The sequence below is a fragment of the Agromyces solani genome, assembly GCF_058349925.1.
Genome location: NZ_JBYRER010000004.1, coordinates 209777 through 224899, shown reverse-complemented (window position 1 = coordinate 224899; position 15123 = coordinate 209777). Strand labels below are relative to the sequence as shown.

The 15123-nt window shown below is 70.5% G+C and carries 12 protein-coding genes; 4 read left to right on the top strand and 8 right to left on the bottom strand.

The genetic code is table 11. The features are described from left to right. Nucleotides 1–112: 112 nt before the first annotated feature. Together erpA and AC3RJ7_RS17720 are read right to left on the bottom strand one after the other, a co-directional pair. Complete coding sequence (gene erpA, locus AC3RJ7_RS17725) at nt 113–463, bottom strand: iron-sulfur cluster insertion protein ErpA (RefSeq protein ID WP_231431070.1); 351 nt, start codon at nt 461–463, stop codon at nt 113–115. An 81-nt stretch (nt 464–544) separates the two neighbouring features. Beyond that, entirely contained in the window at nt 545–1987 is a 1443-nt protein-coding gene (locus AC3RJ7_RS17720; protein WP_491457174.1) for a dipeptidase, read from the bottom strand. A gap of 37 nt (nt 1988–2024) precedes the next feature. Between AC3RJ7_RS17720 and AC3RJ7_RS17715 the strand changes: the two genes are divergently transcribed. After that, entirely contained in the window at nt 2025–2612 is a 588-nt protein-coding gene (locus AC3RJ7_RS17715; RefSeq protein ID WP_491457173.1) for a DUF3043 domain-containing protein, read from the top strand. 69 nt (nt 2613–2681) lie between these two features. Here the strand turns inward: AC3RJ7_RS17715 and AC3RJ7_RS17710 are convergent, their stop codons facing one another. Beyond that, entirely contained in the window at nt 2682–3830 is a 1149-nt protein-coding gene (locus AC3RJ7_RS17710; RefSeq protein ID WP_491457172.1) for an alkaline phosphatase family protein, read from the bottom strand. 75 nt (nt 3831–3905) lie between these two features. On the opposite strand from AC3RJ7_RS17710, the gene AC3RJ7_RS17705 reads away from it, so the two are divergent. Continuing rightward, entirely contained in the window at nt 3906–6380 is a 2475-nt protein-coding gene (locus AC3RJ7_RS17705; protein WP_491457171.1) for a DNA gyrase/topoisomerase IV subunit A, read from the top strand. A gap of 69 nt (nt 6381–6449) precedes the next feature. Here AC3RJ7_RS17705 and AC3RJ7_RS17700 read toward each other — a convergent pair whose 3' ends face one another. Beyond that, nucleotides 6450–8528 (bottom strand): DNA gyrase/topoisomerase IV subunit B, encoded by a 2079-nt coding sequence (locus AC3RJ7_RS17700; protein ID WP_491457170.1) that lies wholly within the window; start codon nt 8526–8528, stop codon nt 6450–6452. Nucleotides 8529–8674: 146 nt separating this feature from the next. Here AC3RJ7_RS17700 and AC3RJ7_RS17695 point away from each other — a divergent pair, with 146 nt between their 5' ends. Further along, nucleotides 8675–8908 (top strand): DUF7455 domain-containing protein, encoded by a 234-nt coding sequence (locus AC3RJ7_RS17695; RefSeq protein ID WP_491427596.1) that lies wholly within the window; start codon nt 8675–8677, stop codon nt 8906–8908. A gap of 77 nt (nt 8909–8985) precedes the next feature. Here the strand turns inward: AC3RJ7_RS17695 and AC3RJ7_RS17690 are convergent, their stop codons facing one another. The 4 genes from AC3RJ7_RS17690 to AC3RJ7_RS17675 form a co-directional block, all read right to left on the bottom strand. Next, nucleotides 8986–9723 carry a type 1 glutamine amidotransferase gene (locus AC3RJ7_RS17690; protein WP_491457169.1) on the bottom strand — a complete coding sequence of 246 codons (738 nt, stop codon included), beginning with the start codon at nt 9721–9723 and terminating at the stop codon, nt 8986–8988. Further along, nucleotides 9720–10976 carry a Mur ligase family protein gene (locus AC3RJ7_RS17685; protein WP_491457168.1) on the bottom strand — a complete coding sequence of 419 codons (1257 nt, stop codon included), beginning with the start codon at nt 10974–10976 and terminating at the stop codon, nt 9720–9722. Before AC3RJ7_RS17685 ends, AC3RJ7_RS17690 begins: the two co-directional genes overlap by 4 nt. Nucleotides 10977–10983: 7 nt before the next feature. After that, nucleotides 10984–12309, bottom strand: a complete 1326-nt coding sequence (locus tag AC3RJ7_RS17680; RefSeq protein WP_491457167.1) for an RNA polymerase sigma factor — start codon at nt 12307–12309, stop codon at nt 10984–10986. A gap of 278 nt (nt 12310–12587) precedes the next feature. Then, nucleotides 12588–13514, bottom strand: a complete 927-nt coding sequence (locus AC3RJ7_RS17675) for a proteasome assembly chaperone family protein (protein ID WP_491457166.1) — start codon at nt 13512–13514, stop codon at nt 12588–12590. A gap of 88 nt (nt 13515–13602) precedes the next feature. Here AC3RJ7_RS17675 and AC3RJ7_RS17670 point away from each other — a divergent pair, with 88 nt between their 5' ends. Further along, a complete protein-coding gene (locus tag AC3RJ7_RS17670; protein WP_491457165.1) occupies nt 13603–15075 on the top strand; it encodes a leucyl aminopeptidase in 1473 nt (490 codons plus the stop codon). Nucleotides 15076–15123 lie beyond the last annotated feature (48 nt).

Below are 15123 nucleotides of genomic sequence, written 5' to 3'. Positions count from 1 at the left end.
CATCCACGCCCGATGTCGGGCGCGCCGTGGGGCGGAATCACCGGTCGATCGGCCCAAACGTACGAAAGGGGGCCGCAAGATGCGGCCCCCTTTCAGGAAGATGCGCTAGCGCTCAGTGGAACGAGTCGCCGCACGCGCAGCTGCCCTGCGCGTTCGGGTTGTCGATCGTGAACCCCTGCTTCTGGATCGTGTCCTCGAAGTCGATCGCCGCGCCGTCGAGGTACGGCACGCTCATCTTGTCGACCACGACCTCGACGCCGTCGAAGTCGACGACCGCGTCGCCGTCGAGGAGGCGCTCGTCGAAGTAGAGCTGGTAGATGAGGCCCGAGCAGCCGCCGGGCTGCACCGCGACCCGGAGGCGCAGGTCGTCGCGGCCCTCCTGCTCGAGAAGGCTGCGCACCTTGTCGGCGGCGGGGTCGCTCAGCTTCACGCCGTGCGTGGTCTCGGTGATCGTGTCGCTCATGTCTCTCCTCGATGCGTCAGGAACGCGGAATCCTCATTCCATGGTAGCCGTCGTGAACGGCACGACGGCTGTGAGTCGTCATCATTCCGACGACCGGGCGTCCAACCGGGCCAGGAACAGCGCCTCGGCCAGCACCGAGCGACGGAACACCCCGAGGTGCAGCGACTCGTTCGGGCTGTGCGCGCGCGAATCGGGGTCCTCGACGCCCGTCACGAGGATCTGCGCGCTCGGGAACTCGTCGACGAGCTCGGCGATGAACGGGATCGATCCGCCCACGCCCATCTCGACGGGCTCGCGCCCCCAGGCCTCCGCCATCGCCGCGCGGGTCTCCGCAACCGCCCACCCGCTCGTGTCGACCAGGAAGGGCTGCCCGGTGTCCACGTCGTCGAAGGTGAGCCTCGCTCCGAACGGCGCGTTCGCCTCGAGGTGGGCGCGGATCGCCTCGTACGCCTCCCGGGCATCCTGGCCGGGCGCGACGCGCGCGCTCACGCGCACCTTGACTCCCGGGACGAGCGTGTTCGAGGCGTTCGCGATGTCGGGGGCGTCGATGCCCGTGATCGTGATCGACGGCTTCGCCCAGATGCGCGAGAGGATCGAGTCGCGGCCGACCGGGCTGACGCCGTCGAGCAGGCCCGTCTCGGCGCGCAACTGGGCCTCGTCGTACTCGGGCGTCTCGAAGCCGGCTGAGGTCAGGCCCTCGACCGCGACCGCGCCGTCCGCGTCCCACAGCGTGTCGAGCAGGCGGATGGCGGCGAACATCGCATCGGGCACCGCTCCGCCGAACATCCCGGAGTGCGAGGCGTGGTCGAGGGTGTCGATGCGCAGGTTGAACGCGACGGCACCGCGCAGGGCGACCGTGATCGCCGGCGTCTCGAGGTCCCAGTTCCCGGAGTCGGCGACGATGATCGCATCGGCGGCCAGGAGCTCGCGGTGCTCGCGCAGGAAGTTGCCGAACGACTGCGAGAGGTACTCCTCCTCCCCCTCGATGAACACGGCGATGCCGAGGTCGAGATCGGTGCCGAGCACCTCGGTCAGTGCCCGGATCGACGCGACGTGCGCCATGATGCCCGCCTTGTCGTCGGCCGCGCCGCGGCCGTAGAGGCGATCGCCGCGGAGGGTCGGCTCGAACGGCGCCGAGTCCCAGTCCTCGTCGCGCCCGGGCGGCTGGACGTCGTGGTGCGCGTACAGCAGCACGGTCGGGCGCCCGTTGCGTGCCGCCCGGTGGGCGATCACCGCCGGGGCGCCGAGCTGGGGGTCCGCGTCGGCCTCGGCGCCGGCCACGGGCGCGCGACGGACGTCGACGAGGTCGAACACGCCGAGCCCGCGGACGAGGTCGGCGACGGCGTCGGCGCTCGCCTGCACGTTCGCAGGGTCGAAGGCCGGCCAGGACACCGAGGGGATCTTCACGAGGCGGGTGAGGTCGGCGATCGTCGACGGGAAGCCCGCCTCGACGGCCGCCCGGAGCTCGTCGGCCTTAGGGGTGGTCGCCGCGGATCCGGCTGCGGTGGGGAGAGAGTCGGTCATGCCGGTAATCTTAAAGGGAACCGATTCGAGGGATCCCGTGGCTAAGCACCCCAACAAGACCGAACAACCGAGCGCCGAGGCGCCCGAACAGGCTCCCGCCGCCCAGAAGTCCGGGGGCAAGGGTGCGCCCACCCCGACGCGCGCCGAGCGCGAGGCGGCGAACAAGCGCCCGCTCGTCCCGAACGACCGCAAGGAGGCGGCGCGACAGGCTCGTGCGAAGGCGGCGGACGCGCGTGAGCGGGCCCGGGTCGGCATGGCCATGGGCGACGAGAAGTACCTGCCCGCACGGGACCGCGGCCCGCAGAAGAAGTACGTGCGCGACTACGTCGACGCGCGCTTCAGCGTCGGCGAGGTGCTCATCCCGGTGATGTTCGCGGTCATCGTGCTGACGTTCATCCCGAGCGCCGAGGTCCAGGCGGCGAGCATCATGCTGCTGTGGGCGTTCTTCCTGATCGCACTCGTCGACGTCATCATCCTCGGCTTCACCCTGCAGCGGAAGCTCACCGCGAAGTTCGGTGCCGGCAACGTCGAGCGCGTCCGCTGGTACGCGGCGATGCGCGCGCTCCAGCTGCGGGCGCTCCGTCTCCCGAAGCCGCAGGTCAAGCGCCGCCAGTACCCGTCCTGAGCCCGGCTCCGCGCCTCCGGCGCACGCCACGGCCCGGTCGAGGGATGCCTCGTGCCGGGCCGTCGTCGTTCATCCGCGCGCGTACGCCCCGAGCCTGATGAGCGGCACGCGCATCTCCTCGTCGGTGAGCGAACCGTGCTGGCCGATCATCTTCTCCGCCTGCCGATCCGCCAGCCGGCCGTCGTAGTAGGCGATGCCGGCGCGCGCGGCGATGAGCAGGTCGCCGATGCGGGGCTCGACCTCGGGGGCCACGTCGCCGAAGAGTCCGGCCGCGATCGCCTCGGCGCGCGTCATGACCCATGCCCGGCCGGATTCGGCCTCGCGCCATCGGTCGACCAGCGCCGCTCGCGCCGCCGGGCCGAGCGCGGGCTCGAAGTAGAGCTGCAGGCAGCGCGGCTCTCCGCCGACGTGGCGCACCCCGTCGACGAGATCCGGTCGCGCGTCGACGAACACGTGACGGTGGGCCGGCACGTCGACCACGCCGTGGTCGGCGGTGACGACGAGGCCCGTGCCCCGAGGCATCCGCCGTGCGAACGACGCCGTCTCGGCGTCGAGCTGTTCGAGGAGCCCGAGCCAGCGGTCGGACTCCCAGCCGTCGGCATGGGCGGCCTGGTCGAGTTCGGGGACGTAGAGGTAGACGAGGGCGGGACGGTCGCCCGAGACGACGTCGAGCGCGGCCTCGAAACGTTCGGCGATCGAGAGACCGGAGACGTATCGCGCACCGCGCAGGACCGCTCGCGTGAAGCCGGAGTCGACGTACCTCGGAGCCCCGACGACGACCGCGTCGACCTCGCGCTCGCGGGCCGCCTCGAAGACGGTCGCGCGGCGTTGCCACGTCTCGGGTCGCATGCGGTCGTCCCAGCCGTTCAGCTGGTTCACGAGGCGATCGTTCGCCGAGTCGAGCGTGCGATACCCGACGAGGCCGTGCTCGCCCGGCCGCGCCGTCGTGGTGAGGCTCGCGAGCGCCGCCGCCGTCGTCGAGGGGAACACCGTGCGCGCGACATCCCGCTTGCCGAATCCCGCCGCGAGGAAACGGGCGTGCCCCGACCGGGCGCGGAGGTTCGCCGCGCCGAGCCCGTCGACGAGCACGACGACGGCGCTGCGGGCCGTGGGGAATCCGAGGACGTTCGCGGTGCCGTCGAGGCTCGCGAGGCAACTGCCGAGCACATCGGTGAGGCGCGGAGCCGTGTCGGCGGGCACCGGTAGCATGGCAGACATCGCGCCCAGTCTGACACAGGCAGGGCGCGCCCCAGTTCCACCGCGTGCCAGGCACGCACGGCACAGAGAACACGGATGACCCGAGCGAAATCGCAGCCCGCCGACGAACCGATCGTCGAGCGCATCGAAGACGTCGACGTCGCCACCGAGATGCAGGGCTCGTTCCTCGAGTACGCGTATTCGGTGATCTACTCGCGCGCGCTTCCCGACGCCCGCGACGGGCTCAAGCCCGTTCAGCGTCGCATCATCTACCAGATGACCGAGATGGGCCTCCGGCCCGACAAGGGCCACGTGAAGTCGGCGCGCGTCGTCGGCGAGGTCATGGGCAAGCTCCACCCGCACGGCGACACGGCGATCTACGACGCGCTCGTCCGCATGGCGCAGCCCTTCACGCTGCGGGTGCCGCTCGTCGACGGCCACGGCAACTTCGGTTCGCTCGACGACGGCCCGGCGGCCCCGCGCTACACCGAGGCCCGGCTCGCCTCCCCCGCGCTCGCGATGGCCGAGGGCCTCGACGAGGACGTCGTCGACTTCGTGCCGAACTACGACAACCAGCTCACCCAGCCCGAGGTGCTGCCGAGCGCCTACCCGAACCTCCTCGTGAACGGGGCGAGCGGCATCGCCGTGGGCATGGCGACGAACATGGCGCCGCACAACCTCATCGAGGTCGTCGGGGCGGCGCGGCACCTCATCGCGCACCCGAACGCGACGCTCGACGAGCTCATGGAGTTCGTGCCCGGTCCCGATCTGCCGACCGGCGGCACTATCGTCGGCCTCTCGGGCATCAAAGACGCCTACGCGACCGGCCGCGGCAGCTTCAAGACCCGGGCGAAGGTCTCGGTCGAGCAGCTCACGGCACGCAAGACCGGACTCGTCGTGACCGAGCTCCCCTACCTCGTCGGCCCCGAGAAGGTCATCGAGAAGATCAAGGACGGGGTGAACGCCAAGAAGATCAACGGCATCTCCGACGTCACCGACCTCACCGACCGGGCGAACGGGCTGCGCCTCGTCATCGGCATCAAGACGGGCTTCAGCCCCGACGCCGTGCTCGAGCAGCTCTACCGGCTCACCCCGCTCGAGGACTCCTTCAACATCAACAACGTCGCCCTCGTCGACGGCGGCCCGCAGACGCTCGGACTGCGCGAGCTCCTGCAGGTGTACGTCGGCCACCGCATCGCGGTCGTCACGCGCCGCTCGGAGTACCGGCTGGCACGACGTCGTGAGCGCCTCCACCTCGTCGACGGCCTGCTCATCGCGATCCTCGACATCGACGAGGTCATCCAGGTCATCCGTTCGAGTGACGACACCGCCGCCGCGCGCGCCCGCCTCATGGAGGTGTTCGACCTCAGCCAGGTTCAGGCCGAGTACATCCTCGAGCTGCAGCTGCGGCGCCTCACGAAGTTCTCGCGCATCGAGCTCGAGGCGGAGCGCGACCGGCTGCGCGCCGAGATCGAGGAGCTCGAGGCACTGCTCGCGAGCCGTCACCGCATCGAGGCGCTCGTCTCCGACGAGCTCGCCGAGGTCGCCGACCGATTCGGTACGCCCCGCCGCACGCTGCTCACCGACGCCCGTCCGTCGATCGCCGGCGCGGCCGCCAAGCGCGCCGCGGCGGTGCTCGAGGTCGCGGACGTCCCGTGCCGTGTGTTCCTCTCGGCGACGGGCCGCATCGCGCGGGTCGACCTCCCCGACGGGCCCGACGGTCCGCCGACGATCACCCCGCCGGCGCGCCGAAGCAAGCACGACGCGATCCGGTCGACGCTCGACACGACGAGCCGCTCCGAGATCGGCGCCGTGACGAGCCTCGGTCGCCTGATCCGCTTCAGCCCGGTCGACCTCCCGATGCTGCCGCCCACGTCGGTGCAGCTGGGGGCCGGCGTGAAGATCGGCGATTACCTCGCCCTTCCGAATCGCGATGAGCGCGTGCTCGCGATCGTGTCGCTCGATGCCGACCGCTCGATCGCGCTCGGCACGAAGCAGGGCGTCGTCAAGCGGGTCGCGACCGGTGCGTACCCGAACAAGCCCGAGTTCGAGGTGATCGGGCTGAAGGCGGGCGACGAGGTCGTCGGCGCGGTCCAGGGCGACGAGACCGACGAACTCGTCTTCGTCGCCTCCGACGCGCAACTCCTGCGGTTCTCCGCGTCCTCCGTGCGCCCGCAGGGTTGCCCGGCGGGCGGCATGGCCGGCATCAACCTCGGCGGCGGCGCGCACGTGATCCACTTCACGAGCGTGCCGGCCGCGAAGGCCGACGAGACCGTCGTCGTCACGGTCGCCGCCTCGAGCGACACCCTGCTCGGCACCGACCCGGGCAGCGCGAAGGTGAGCGACTTCGGCGAGTTCCCCGCGAAGGGACGGGCCACTGGCGGAGTCCGCGCGCAGCGGTTCCTCAAGGGCGAGGACGCCCTGCACCTCGCGTGGGTGGGGTCCTCCCCCGCGCTCGCCGTCGGTGCCGACGGCTCGGCTCGGGAGCTGCCCGATAGCGGTGCGAAGCGGGATGCCTCGGGCCAGGCGCTCGGCGCGGTCGTCGCGGCCGTCGGCCGACGCATCGGCTGAGCCCGCAGCGACGTCTCGCGCACGACGAAGGCCGCCCCGATCGGGGCGGCCTTCATCGTTGCGTCGGGGTCAGGCGTCGATGCGGTCGCGCTCGAGGGCGTCGGAACTCTCGATGATGAACTCCTTGCGCGGCGCGACGTCGTTGCCCATGAGGAGTTCGAACACGCGACCGGCGTTCTCGGCGTCGCCGATGCCGACTCGCCGCAGCGTGCGGTGACGGCGGTCCATCGTCGTGGTCGCGAGCTGGTCGGCGTCCATCTCACCGAGGCCCTTGTAGCGCTGGATCGGGTCCTGGTACCGCTTCTTCTGCTTGTCGAGCCCGGCGAGCACGCCCTGCAGCTCGGCCTCGGAGTAGGTGTAGATCGTCTCGTTCGGCTTCGAGCCGGGGTTCATGACCACCACGCGGTGCAACGGCGGCACGGCGGCGAAGACGCGCCCCTCCTCGATCATCGGTCGCATGTACCGGAAGAAGAGCGTGAGCAGCAGCGTCCGGATGTGCGCTCCGTCGACGTCGGCGTCGGCCATCAGGATGACCTTGCCGTAGCGCGCCTGCGAGAGGTCGAAGCTGCGGCCGGAGCCCGCTCCGATGACCTGGATGATCGAGGCGCATTCGGCGTTGCCGAGCATGTCGGCGACGCTCGCCTTCTGCACGTTGAGGATCTTGCCCCGGATGGGCAGCAGTGCCTGGTGCTCGCTGTCGCGGGCGAGCTTCGCGGTGCCGAGGGCCGAATCGCCCTCGACGATGAAGAGCTCGGAGTGCGCGACGTCGTTCGACCGGCAGTCGACGAGCTTGGCCGGGAGCGACGAGCTCTCGAGCGCGTTCTTCCGCCGCTGGGTCTCTTTGTGGGCGCGAGCGGAGATGCGCGACTTCATCTCGGCGACGACCTTGTCGAGCAGGAGGGCCGACTGGGTCTTGTCGTCGCGCTTCGTCGAGGCGAAGCGCTCCTTCAGCTCCTTCGTGAGCACGTTCGAGACGATGCTGCGCACGGCGGGCGTGCCGAGCACCTCCTTCGTCTGGCCTTCGAACTGCGGCTCGGGCAGCCGCACGGTGATCACGGCGGTGAGCCCCGCGAGCACGTCGTCCTTCTCGAGCTTGTCGTTGCCGGCCTTGAGCCGGCGTGCGTTCTGCTCGACCTGCTGGCGCAGGAACTTCAGCAGGCCCTGGTCGAATCCGGCCTGATGGGTGCCGCCCTTCGGCGTCGCAATGATGTTGACGAACGAGCGCATGACCGTGTCGTACCCCGTGCCCCAGCGCAGCGCGATGTCGACCTCGCACTCGCGCGAGAGCTCGGTGGGCACCATGGCGCCGCTCTCGCTCAGCACCGGAACCGTCTCGGTGAAGTGCCCGGTGCCGGTGAGTCGCCAGATGTCGGTGATCGGCGAGTCGGGAGAGAGGTGCTCGACGAACTCGGAGATGCCGCCTTCGAACTGGAACGACGTCGTGTGGGGCGTCTCGCCCCGCTCGTCGGTCACGTCGATGGCGAGACCCGGCACGAGGAACGCCGTCTGGCGGGCGCGTCCGAGCAGGTCGTCGGTCTGGAACTCGGCGCCCTTCGTGAAGATCTGGCGGTCGGCCCAGTAACGGATGCGCGTGCCGGTGACGCCCTTCGCGACCTTGCCGACGACTCGGAGTTCGCTGCGCTCCTCGAACGGCGTGAACGGCGCGTCGGGCGACGGCACGTCACCGTCGGCGAAGACGCCGGGCTCGCCGCGGTGGAACGACATGGCCCACGTCTTGCCGTCGCGGTCGACCTCGACGTCGAGCCGCTCCGACAGGGCGTTGACGACGGAGGCCCCGACACCGTGCAGGCCGCCGGACGCGGCGTACGATCCGGAGCCGAACTTTCCGCCCGCGTGCAGCTTCGTGAAGACGACCTCGACGCCTGTCAAGCCCGTCTTCGGCTCGACGTCGACGGGGATGCCTCGGGCCCGGTCGCGGACCTCGACGCTGCCGTCGGGGTGCAGCAGCACGCCGATCTCGGTGCCGTGGCCCGCGAGCGCCTCATCGACCGAGTTGTCGATGATCTCCCACAGGCAGTGCATGAGACCGCGCGAGTCGGTCGAACCGATGTACATGCCGGGACGCTTGCGGACCGCCTCGAGCCCTTCGAGGACGGAGAGGTGGCGGGCGGAATAGTCGGAACTCACGTCGAACAAGCCTAGTGAGCGCGACCGACACCGACGCGCAGGCGCTACGCGCTGAGCGAAATGCCCGGCGGAACGGAAGTCTCCCGCTCTCGCCCGTGTTTTCATTGATGAACGGAACATCGAGCATGAGCGACGGAGGAGGAGCCATGACCCAGTACACCGAGACCACCGGTGCGGTCGAAGCCGAGACCCCTTACGAGCTCACGGCGCTCGACCGCTGCGACGCCTGCGGCGCCCAGGCGTACATCCGCGTCGTCGTGGCGAGCGGCGAGCTCCTGTTCTGCGCACACCACGGGCGCAAGCACCAGGAGAAGCTTTCGCAGATCGCGCAGAGCTGGCACGACGAGAGCGACCGTCTCCTCGTCGACGACCGCCGCTGACCTTCCGAACCCGGACCGAACGAGAAACGCCCCGGCATCGCCGGGGCGTTTTCGTCGTCGCGTCGGGGCGAGCCCGCTCAGCCGACGGGCGATTCGACGCCGGCCGCCCGCGCCTGAACGGAACGCGCCGCCGCGGCGTAACCGTCGACCTCGGCGGCGCGGCCGGCCGGCTCGTAGCCGATTCCGGCTCGCTCGGCCATCAGCGTCAACAGGTGGTCGGCGAACGCCGGGTTCTTCGCGAGCACGGGCCCGTGCAGGTGCGTGCCGAACACCGAGCCCATGACGACGCCCTCCTGCCCCGAGTCGCGTCCGTTGCCGCTGCCCGTGAGGACGCGGCCGAGCGGCGAGCCCTCGGCGCCGATGTAGTCGCGAGCGTGGTTCTCGAAGCCCACGAGCGCGCCGAAGGCCGGCGATCGGACCACGAGGTCGCCCGTCACGCGATCGCCACGCGGCACGGCTCGCCCGGGCAGGATGCCGAGGCCCTCGATGCTGCGACCGCCGCTCGTCTCGATGCCCCAGCTGAGCAGTTCCCACCCGGTGCCGACGCCGAGGACGGGCACACCCTCGGTGCCCCATCGTCGCAGCTCGTCGTGCAGGCCGAGCAGGCGCTCGCGGCTCTCGTCGAGCGATGCGTCGCTTCCGGAGCCCAGCACGATCGCGTCGACCCGGTCGGGCAGCGCCGCGGCCTCGTCGACGGGGACCACGACGGCGTCGATACCGGCCCAGCGGGCACGCATCGCGAGCACGTGCGCGTTCTGGGCATCGCCGTTGGTGTTCTGCAGCGTCGGCAGCAGGGAGACGATCGTGAGGCTCATTCGGTACCCGTCAATCCGAGGTGCGCCCTCGTGCGGCGCATCGAGTCGGCCGAGAAGACGATCGTCTTCACGCCCGAGGTCGGTGCCGGGGCCGCGAGGAAATCGTCGAGCGCCCGCGGCAGATCGGGTTCGACCCGATCGATCTCGACGCCGTCGTAGGCGAGCATGAGCGCCGCCTCCGCCGCCTTGGATCCGCTCACGATCGCCACCCGGCCGAGCGACGACGCGTCGGCGGGCCAGAAGTACGAGGGGTCGCGCACGTCCGAGCCGATCGCGAAGAGGATGTCGCTCGTCCCGGGTTCGACGCTGTCCACGTTGAGCTGGTAGCTCGCCGGATTCTGCACGAGGACGAACTCGACCTCCTGGCCGCGCACCGTCACCCGCTCACCCCGTCCGAAGACCGCCGGGATCGCGCTGAGGGCGCTCGCCGCGGAGTCGGCGGAGAATCGCTCGCCCAGTACCGCCTTCGCCGTCGAGTACGCGGCCGCGGCATCCACCGCGTAGTGCGTGCCGCGCGCGGGGAGACCCGCGGTCACGCGCCGGCCGTCGTCGAGCAGCGCGACCTCACGACCCGAGACGGCGTCGACGACGACGCCGTCCGACGGGTCGAGTCGATGCGGGCTCGTCTCGGTGTAGCCGAGCCCGCGCGGCGACTCGTCGAGGACCGCCTGCGAGACGCCGAAGCGTCGCACCGCGACATCCGGCCCGACCTTCGCGGCCAGCCGTTCGAGATACGCGTCGTCGGCGTTCAGGACGACCGACTCCCCCGCTCGGGCGGCGATGCGCGCGAGCATGCCCGCGACCATCTCGGAATCGTGGAACCGGTCGATCTGGTCGACCATGACGTTCGTGAGGCAGACGACGCGAGCGTCGACGCCCTGCATGACGAGGGCGCCGTGACCCTCGTCCATCTCGAGGACGGCGACGTCGCCGGGCACACGGCCCCGCCAGTCGGCCTGTTCGAGCAACGCCGAGGTGAGGCCCTGGCTGATGTTCGCCGTCGACGGATTGGTGAAGACGTCGACGCCGTGTTCGCGCAGGATCGCGACGAGCATCTTCGTGGTCGTCGACTTGCCGGCCGAACCCGACACCACGACGAGCCCCTGCGGGAAGCCGGACAGCGTGCGCTTCAGGTAGTTCGGCGCAATGCGGTTGACGACGAGACCGGGAACCGCCGAACCGCCGCCCGGCTTGCGGAGCCGGGCGGCGAAACGGGTGAGTCTGCCGACGAGAATCGCCGGCGCGTAGCGCACCGGCGGCCTACTCGAGGTAGTCGCGCAGCGACTGCGACCGCGACGGGTGACGCAGCTTCGCCATCGTCTTCGACTCGATCTGGCGGATGCGCTCGCGGGTGACGCCGAACGTGTCGCCGATCTGGTCGAGGGTCTTGGGCATGCCGTCGCCGAGGCCGAAGCGCATGCGGATGACGCCCGCCTCGCGCTCGCTCAGCGAGTCGAGGAGCGACTCGAGCTGCTTCTGCAGCATCGTGAAGCCGACGGCGTCGGCCGGGACCACCGCCTCGGTGTCCTCGATGAGGTCGCCGAACTCGCTGTCGCCGTCCTCACCGAGCGGCGTGTGCAGCGAGATCGGCTCGCGGCCGTACTTCTGCACCTCGATGACCTTCTCGGGGGTCATGTCGAGTTCGCGGCTCAGCTCTTCGGGCGTGGGCTCGCGGCCCAGGTCCTGGAGCATCTGGCGCTGCACTCGGGCGAGCTTGTTGATGACCTCGACCATGTGCACGGGGATGCGGATGGTCCGGGCCTGGTCGGCCATGGCGCGCGTGATCGCCTGGCGGATCCACCACGTGGCGTAGGTCGAGAACTTGAAGCCCTTGGTGTAGTCGAACTTCTCGACCGCGCGGATGAGGCCGAGGTTGCCCTCCTGGATCAGGTCGAGGAACTGCATGCCGCGACCCGTGTAGCGCTTCGCGAGCGAGACGACGAGACGCAGGTTCGCACCGAGCAGGTGGCTCTTGGCGCGCTGGCCGTCCTTCGCGACCCACTGCAGTTCGCGACCGAGCTGCGAACGCTTCTCCGTGTCGCTCATCTGCGACAGCTTCTCCTCCGCGAAGAGGCCGGCCTCGATGCGCATCGCGAGCTCGACCTCTTCGGCCGCGTTCAGGAGCGCGACCTTGCCGATCTGCTTGAGGTAGTCCTTCACCGGGTCGGCCGTCGCACCGGTGATGGTGGAGGAGTAGACCGGGACCTCGTCCTCGTCGTCGGAGGCGCGCAGCACGAGCGCGCCCGTCGGGTGGGGCTCGACCGCGATGGGCTTCGCCTCGTCGTCCTCGTCGGATGCCTCGTCGACGCCCTCGGCGGTGTCGACCTCGACCTCCTCGAGGTCGGCGGGCTCGACGTCGTCCTCGTCGTCCTCGTCGGCCGCCTTGCCCTTCGCCTTCGTGCGGGGCTTGGCGGCGCTCTTGGCCGTGCTCGTGCGCGGCGTCTTCGACGCCGTCGTCGTCTTCGCCGCAGCCTTCGCGGCGGGCGCCTTCGCGGGCGTCTTGCTCGCAGCCGACTTCGCGGCGGTCTGGCGCTTCGCGGCCGGCTTCTCAGCCTCGGCCTCGGCCTTCGCCTTCGTCGTTGCCATACGTTTGAACCTCTCCTACCGTCGCGCGGCGTGTGCCCTCTCGGAAGGCGTGGCTCGTGCAGTCGGTCCGGGTCGTTTTCGGACACTATGAGGACCCATGTCAAGTCCGCGACAACCGCACGACCGACATCGTGCTCGCGAACCCGAACGGGTCCTGCCTTAATTATACAGATCCTCGGGTGCAGGAACGCACGTCCGACACCGCGCCGCTCAACTTCTGTCAACGCCTGCGGGCCGGTGGCCATTCCCCAGTCGACGACCGGTCCCCGACCCCGGGTTCAGGCTCCGCGCGGCGGTTCCTCGTCGCGCGAGCGCCGGAAGGCGAGGAACTTCTCGAGCTCGGCCGCGATCTCGTCGGCGCTCGGCAGTTCGCCGTCCTCGTCGGTGAGCGGCGAGCGAAGGGTTGTCCCTTCCATATAGGCGTCGTGGCGCTCCTCGAGGGTGCCGACGAGCTTCGCGAGCTCGCCGTTCTCGGCGACCTGCTCGTCGATCCGCGCGACGAACTCGCGCCCCTGCTCGCGGAGGGCGTCGGTCGGGAAGATGCGCCCCGTCGCGGCGCTGATCGCCTCGAGGGCGGCGATCGCCGCGGACGGGTACTCGGTGTCGGCGAGGTAGTGCGGGATGAGCAGGACGAACCCGGTCGTCGGATGCCCGAGTTCGACGAGCCGGTATTCGACGAGGTGCAGGGCGTTGCCGGGCACCTGCGTGGTGGGCCGCCAGACGGACATCGAGTCGATGAGTTCGTCGCGATTGCCGCTGACGGTCATGCGGATCGGCCGGGTGTGCGGAACGGGCATCGGGATGGCGTTCATCCACGTCGTCGATGAGACCTGCAGCTCGTCGATGAGGTGCAGCACCGCCGCCGTGAACCACTCCCAGCGGAAATCCGGCTCGAAGCCGGTCAGCAGGAGGAACGGACGACCGAGTTCGTCGCGTGCGAGCTCGAGTTCCAGCCGCGGGGGCGTGTACTCGGTGAACCGCTCACCCTCGAAGAGCATGATCGGACGGCGCGCCCGGTAATCGAGCAGTTCATCGGCGTCGAAGGTCGCGATCGGCGTCGTCTCGAGCGTCTCGCGCAGGTACTCGGTCGTCTGCGCGACCGCTCCGCCGGCGTCGGCGAATCCGGTGAGCCCCGCGACGAGCGGCAGCCCCGGAGGCACCGACACGTCGACGTTCAGCTCGTACAGGGAACGTGGATCGCGCATGTTTCCAGCGTAGTGACGACCACGCGGCCGACCTCCGATCGAGCGCGCGGACGTTGATGCCCAGAGCGAACACGTACGATCGGGGATCATGACCGTTCCCGCGCTCTCCGTCTCCGACTCCCCCGCTGCCGCCGCCGACGCCGACGTCGTGCTCGTCGCCGCCCGGAAGGGCACCGACGGTCCCGAACTCCTCGTGCCGTCGGGCTTCGACGGGCTCGCCGTGCAGCTCTCCGCACTCGGCGCGACGGGAGCGAGCGACGAGCTCACTCGGCTGCCGGGCACCGACGGCGGTCCGCGCGTCATCGCCGTGGTCGGCGTGGGCGAGCGGGCGGATGCCTCGAGCCTCCGCCTGGCCGCCGGCTCGGCCGTGCGTCGGCTGAGCAAGGTCGAGTCGATCGCGCTCGCGGTCGAGGCCGGCGACGCCGAGACGGCGGCCGCCTACCTCGAGGGTGCCGCGCTCGGCGCGTACGCGTTCGACGAGTACCGCTCCGACGCGAAGCCGCCCGTGGCCGCGGTCACCCTGCACACCGCTTTCGACGCCGACGCCGTCCGCCTCGACCGGATCCGTTCCGTCGTCGCGGCCGTGGCCCGCACGAAGGACCTCGTCAACACCTCGCCGGCCGACCTCTACCCCGAGACGTTCGCCGAGCTCGCCGTCGAAGCCGCGACCGCGGTCGGGGTCGCCGCCAAGGTCTGGAACGAGGCCGAGCTCGCCGCCGACGGGTTCGGCGGCATCGTCGGCGTCGGCCAGGGTTCCAGCCGTGGCCCCCGGCTCGTGCGCCTCGAATGGGCTCCTGCCGAGGCATCCGGACATCTCGCGCTCGTCGGCAAGGGCATCACGTTCGACTCGGGCGGCCTCTCGCTGAAGCCGATGCTCTCCATGGTGGGCATGAAGACCGACATGGCGGGCGCCGCGGCCGTGCTCTCGGCGATCGTCGCATTCGCCGAGCTGGGCGTACCGATCAAGGTCACGGGCTGGCTGTGCCTCGCCGAGAACCTGCCGTCGGGCACGGCGACGCGTCCGAACGACGTGCTGCGCATCCGGGGCGGCAAGACCGTCGAGGTCCTCAACACCGACGCCGAGGGCCGCCTCGTGCTCGCCGACGGCCTCGTCGCCGCCAGCGAGGAGCAGCCCGACGCGATCGTCGACGTCGCGACGCTCACCGGTGCGCAGATGGTCGCGCTCGGCAACCGCATCTCCGGCCTCCTCGGCGACGACGGCCTCGTCGCCGACGTGCGGTCGGCCGCCGACCACGTCGACGAGGCGGTCTGGCCGATGCCGCTTCCGGAGGACCTGCTCGCGCTGCTCAAGTCCGACGTCGCCGACCTCGGGAACACCAAGCTCGGCCAGACCGTGCCAGGAATGCTGCTCGCGGGCGTCTTCCTGCAGCAGTTCGTCGGGCTCCGCGAGGGCACCGAAGAGCGCATCCCGTGGGCGCACCTCGACATCGCAGGACCCTCGCACAACACCGGCGCGGGCTGGGGCTTCACGGGCACCGGAGCCACCGGAGCCGCCGTTCGCACGCTCATCCGGCTGGGCGAGGAGCTCGCCGCCAAGTAGTAAGGTCGTTCAGGGCGAGAACGTCGCCCGAACGCCTGCCGAGGCGAC

Coding starts and splice junctions, on each gene's coding strand:
- AC3RJ7_RS17670 (WP_491457165.1), top strand. CDS start 13,603: ATGACCGTTCCCGCGCTCTCCGTCTCCGACTCCCCCGCTGCCGCCGCC.
- AC3RJ7_RS17690 (WP_491457169.1), bottom strand. CDS start 9,723: ATGAGCCTCACGATCGTCTCCCTGCTGCCGACGCTGCAGAACACCAAC.
- AC3RJ7_RS17710 (WP_491457172.1), bottom strand. CDS start 3,830: ATGTCTGCCATGCTACCGGTGCCCGCCGACACGGCTCCGCGCCTCACC.
- AC3RJ7_RS17695 (WP_491427596.1), top strand. CDS start 8,675: ATGACCCAGTACACCGAGACCACCGGTGCGGTCGAAGCCGAGACCCCT.
- erpA (WP_231431070.1), bottom strand. CDS start 463: ATGAGCGACACGATCACCGAGACCACGCACGGCGTGAAGCTGAGCGAC.
- AC3RJ7_RS17705 (WP_491457171.1), top strand. CDS start 3,906: ATGACCCGAGCGAAATCGCAGCCCGCCGACGAACCGATCGTCGAGCGC.
- AC3RJ7_RS17680 (WP_491457167.1), bottom strand. CDS start 12,309: ATGGCAACGACGAAGGCGAAGGCCGAGGCCGAGGCTGAGAAGCCGGCC.
- AC3RJ7_RS17675 (WP_491457166.1), bottom strand. CDS start 13,514: ATGCGCGATCCACGTTCCCTGTACGAGCTGAACGTCGACGTGTCGGTG.
- AC3RJ7_RS17720 (WP_491457174.1), bottom strand. CDS start 1,987: ATGACCGACTCTCTCCCCACCGCAGCCGGATCCGCGGCGACCACCCCT.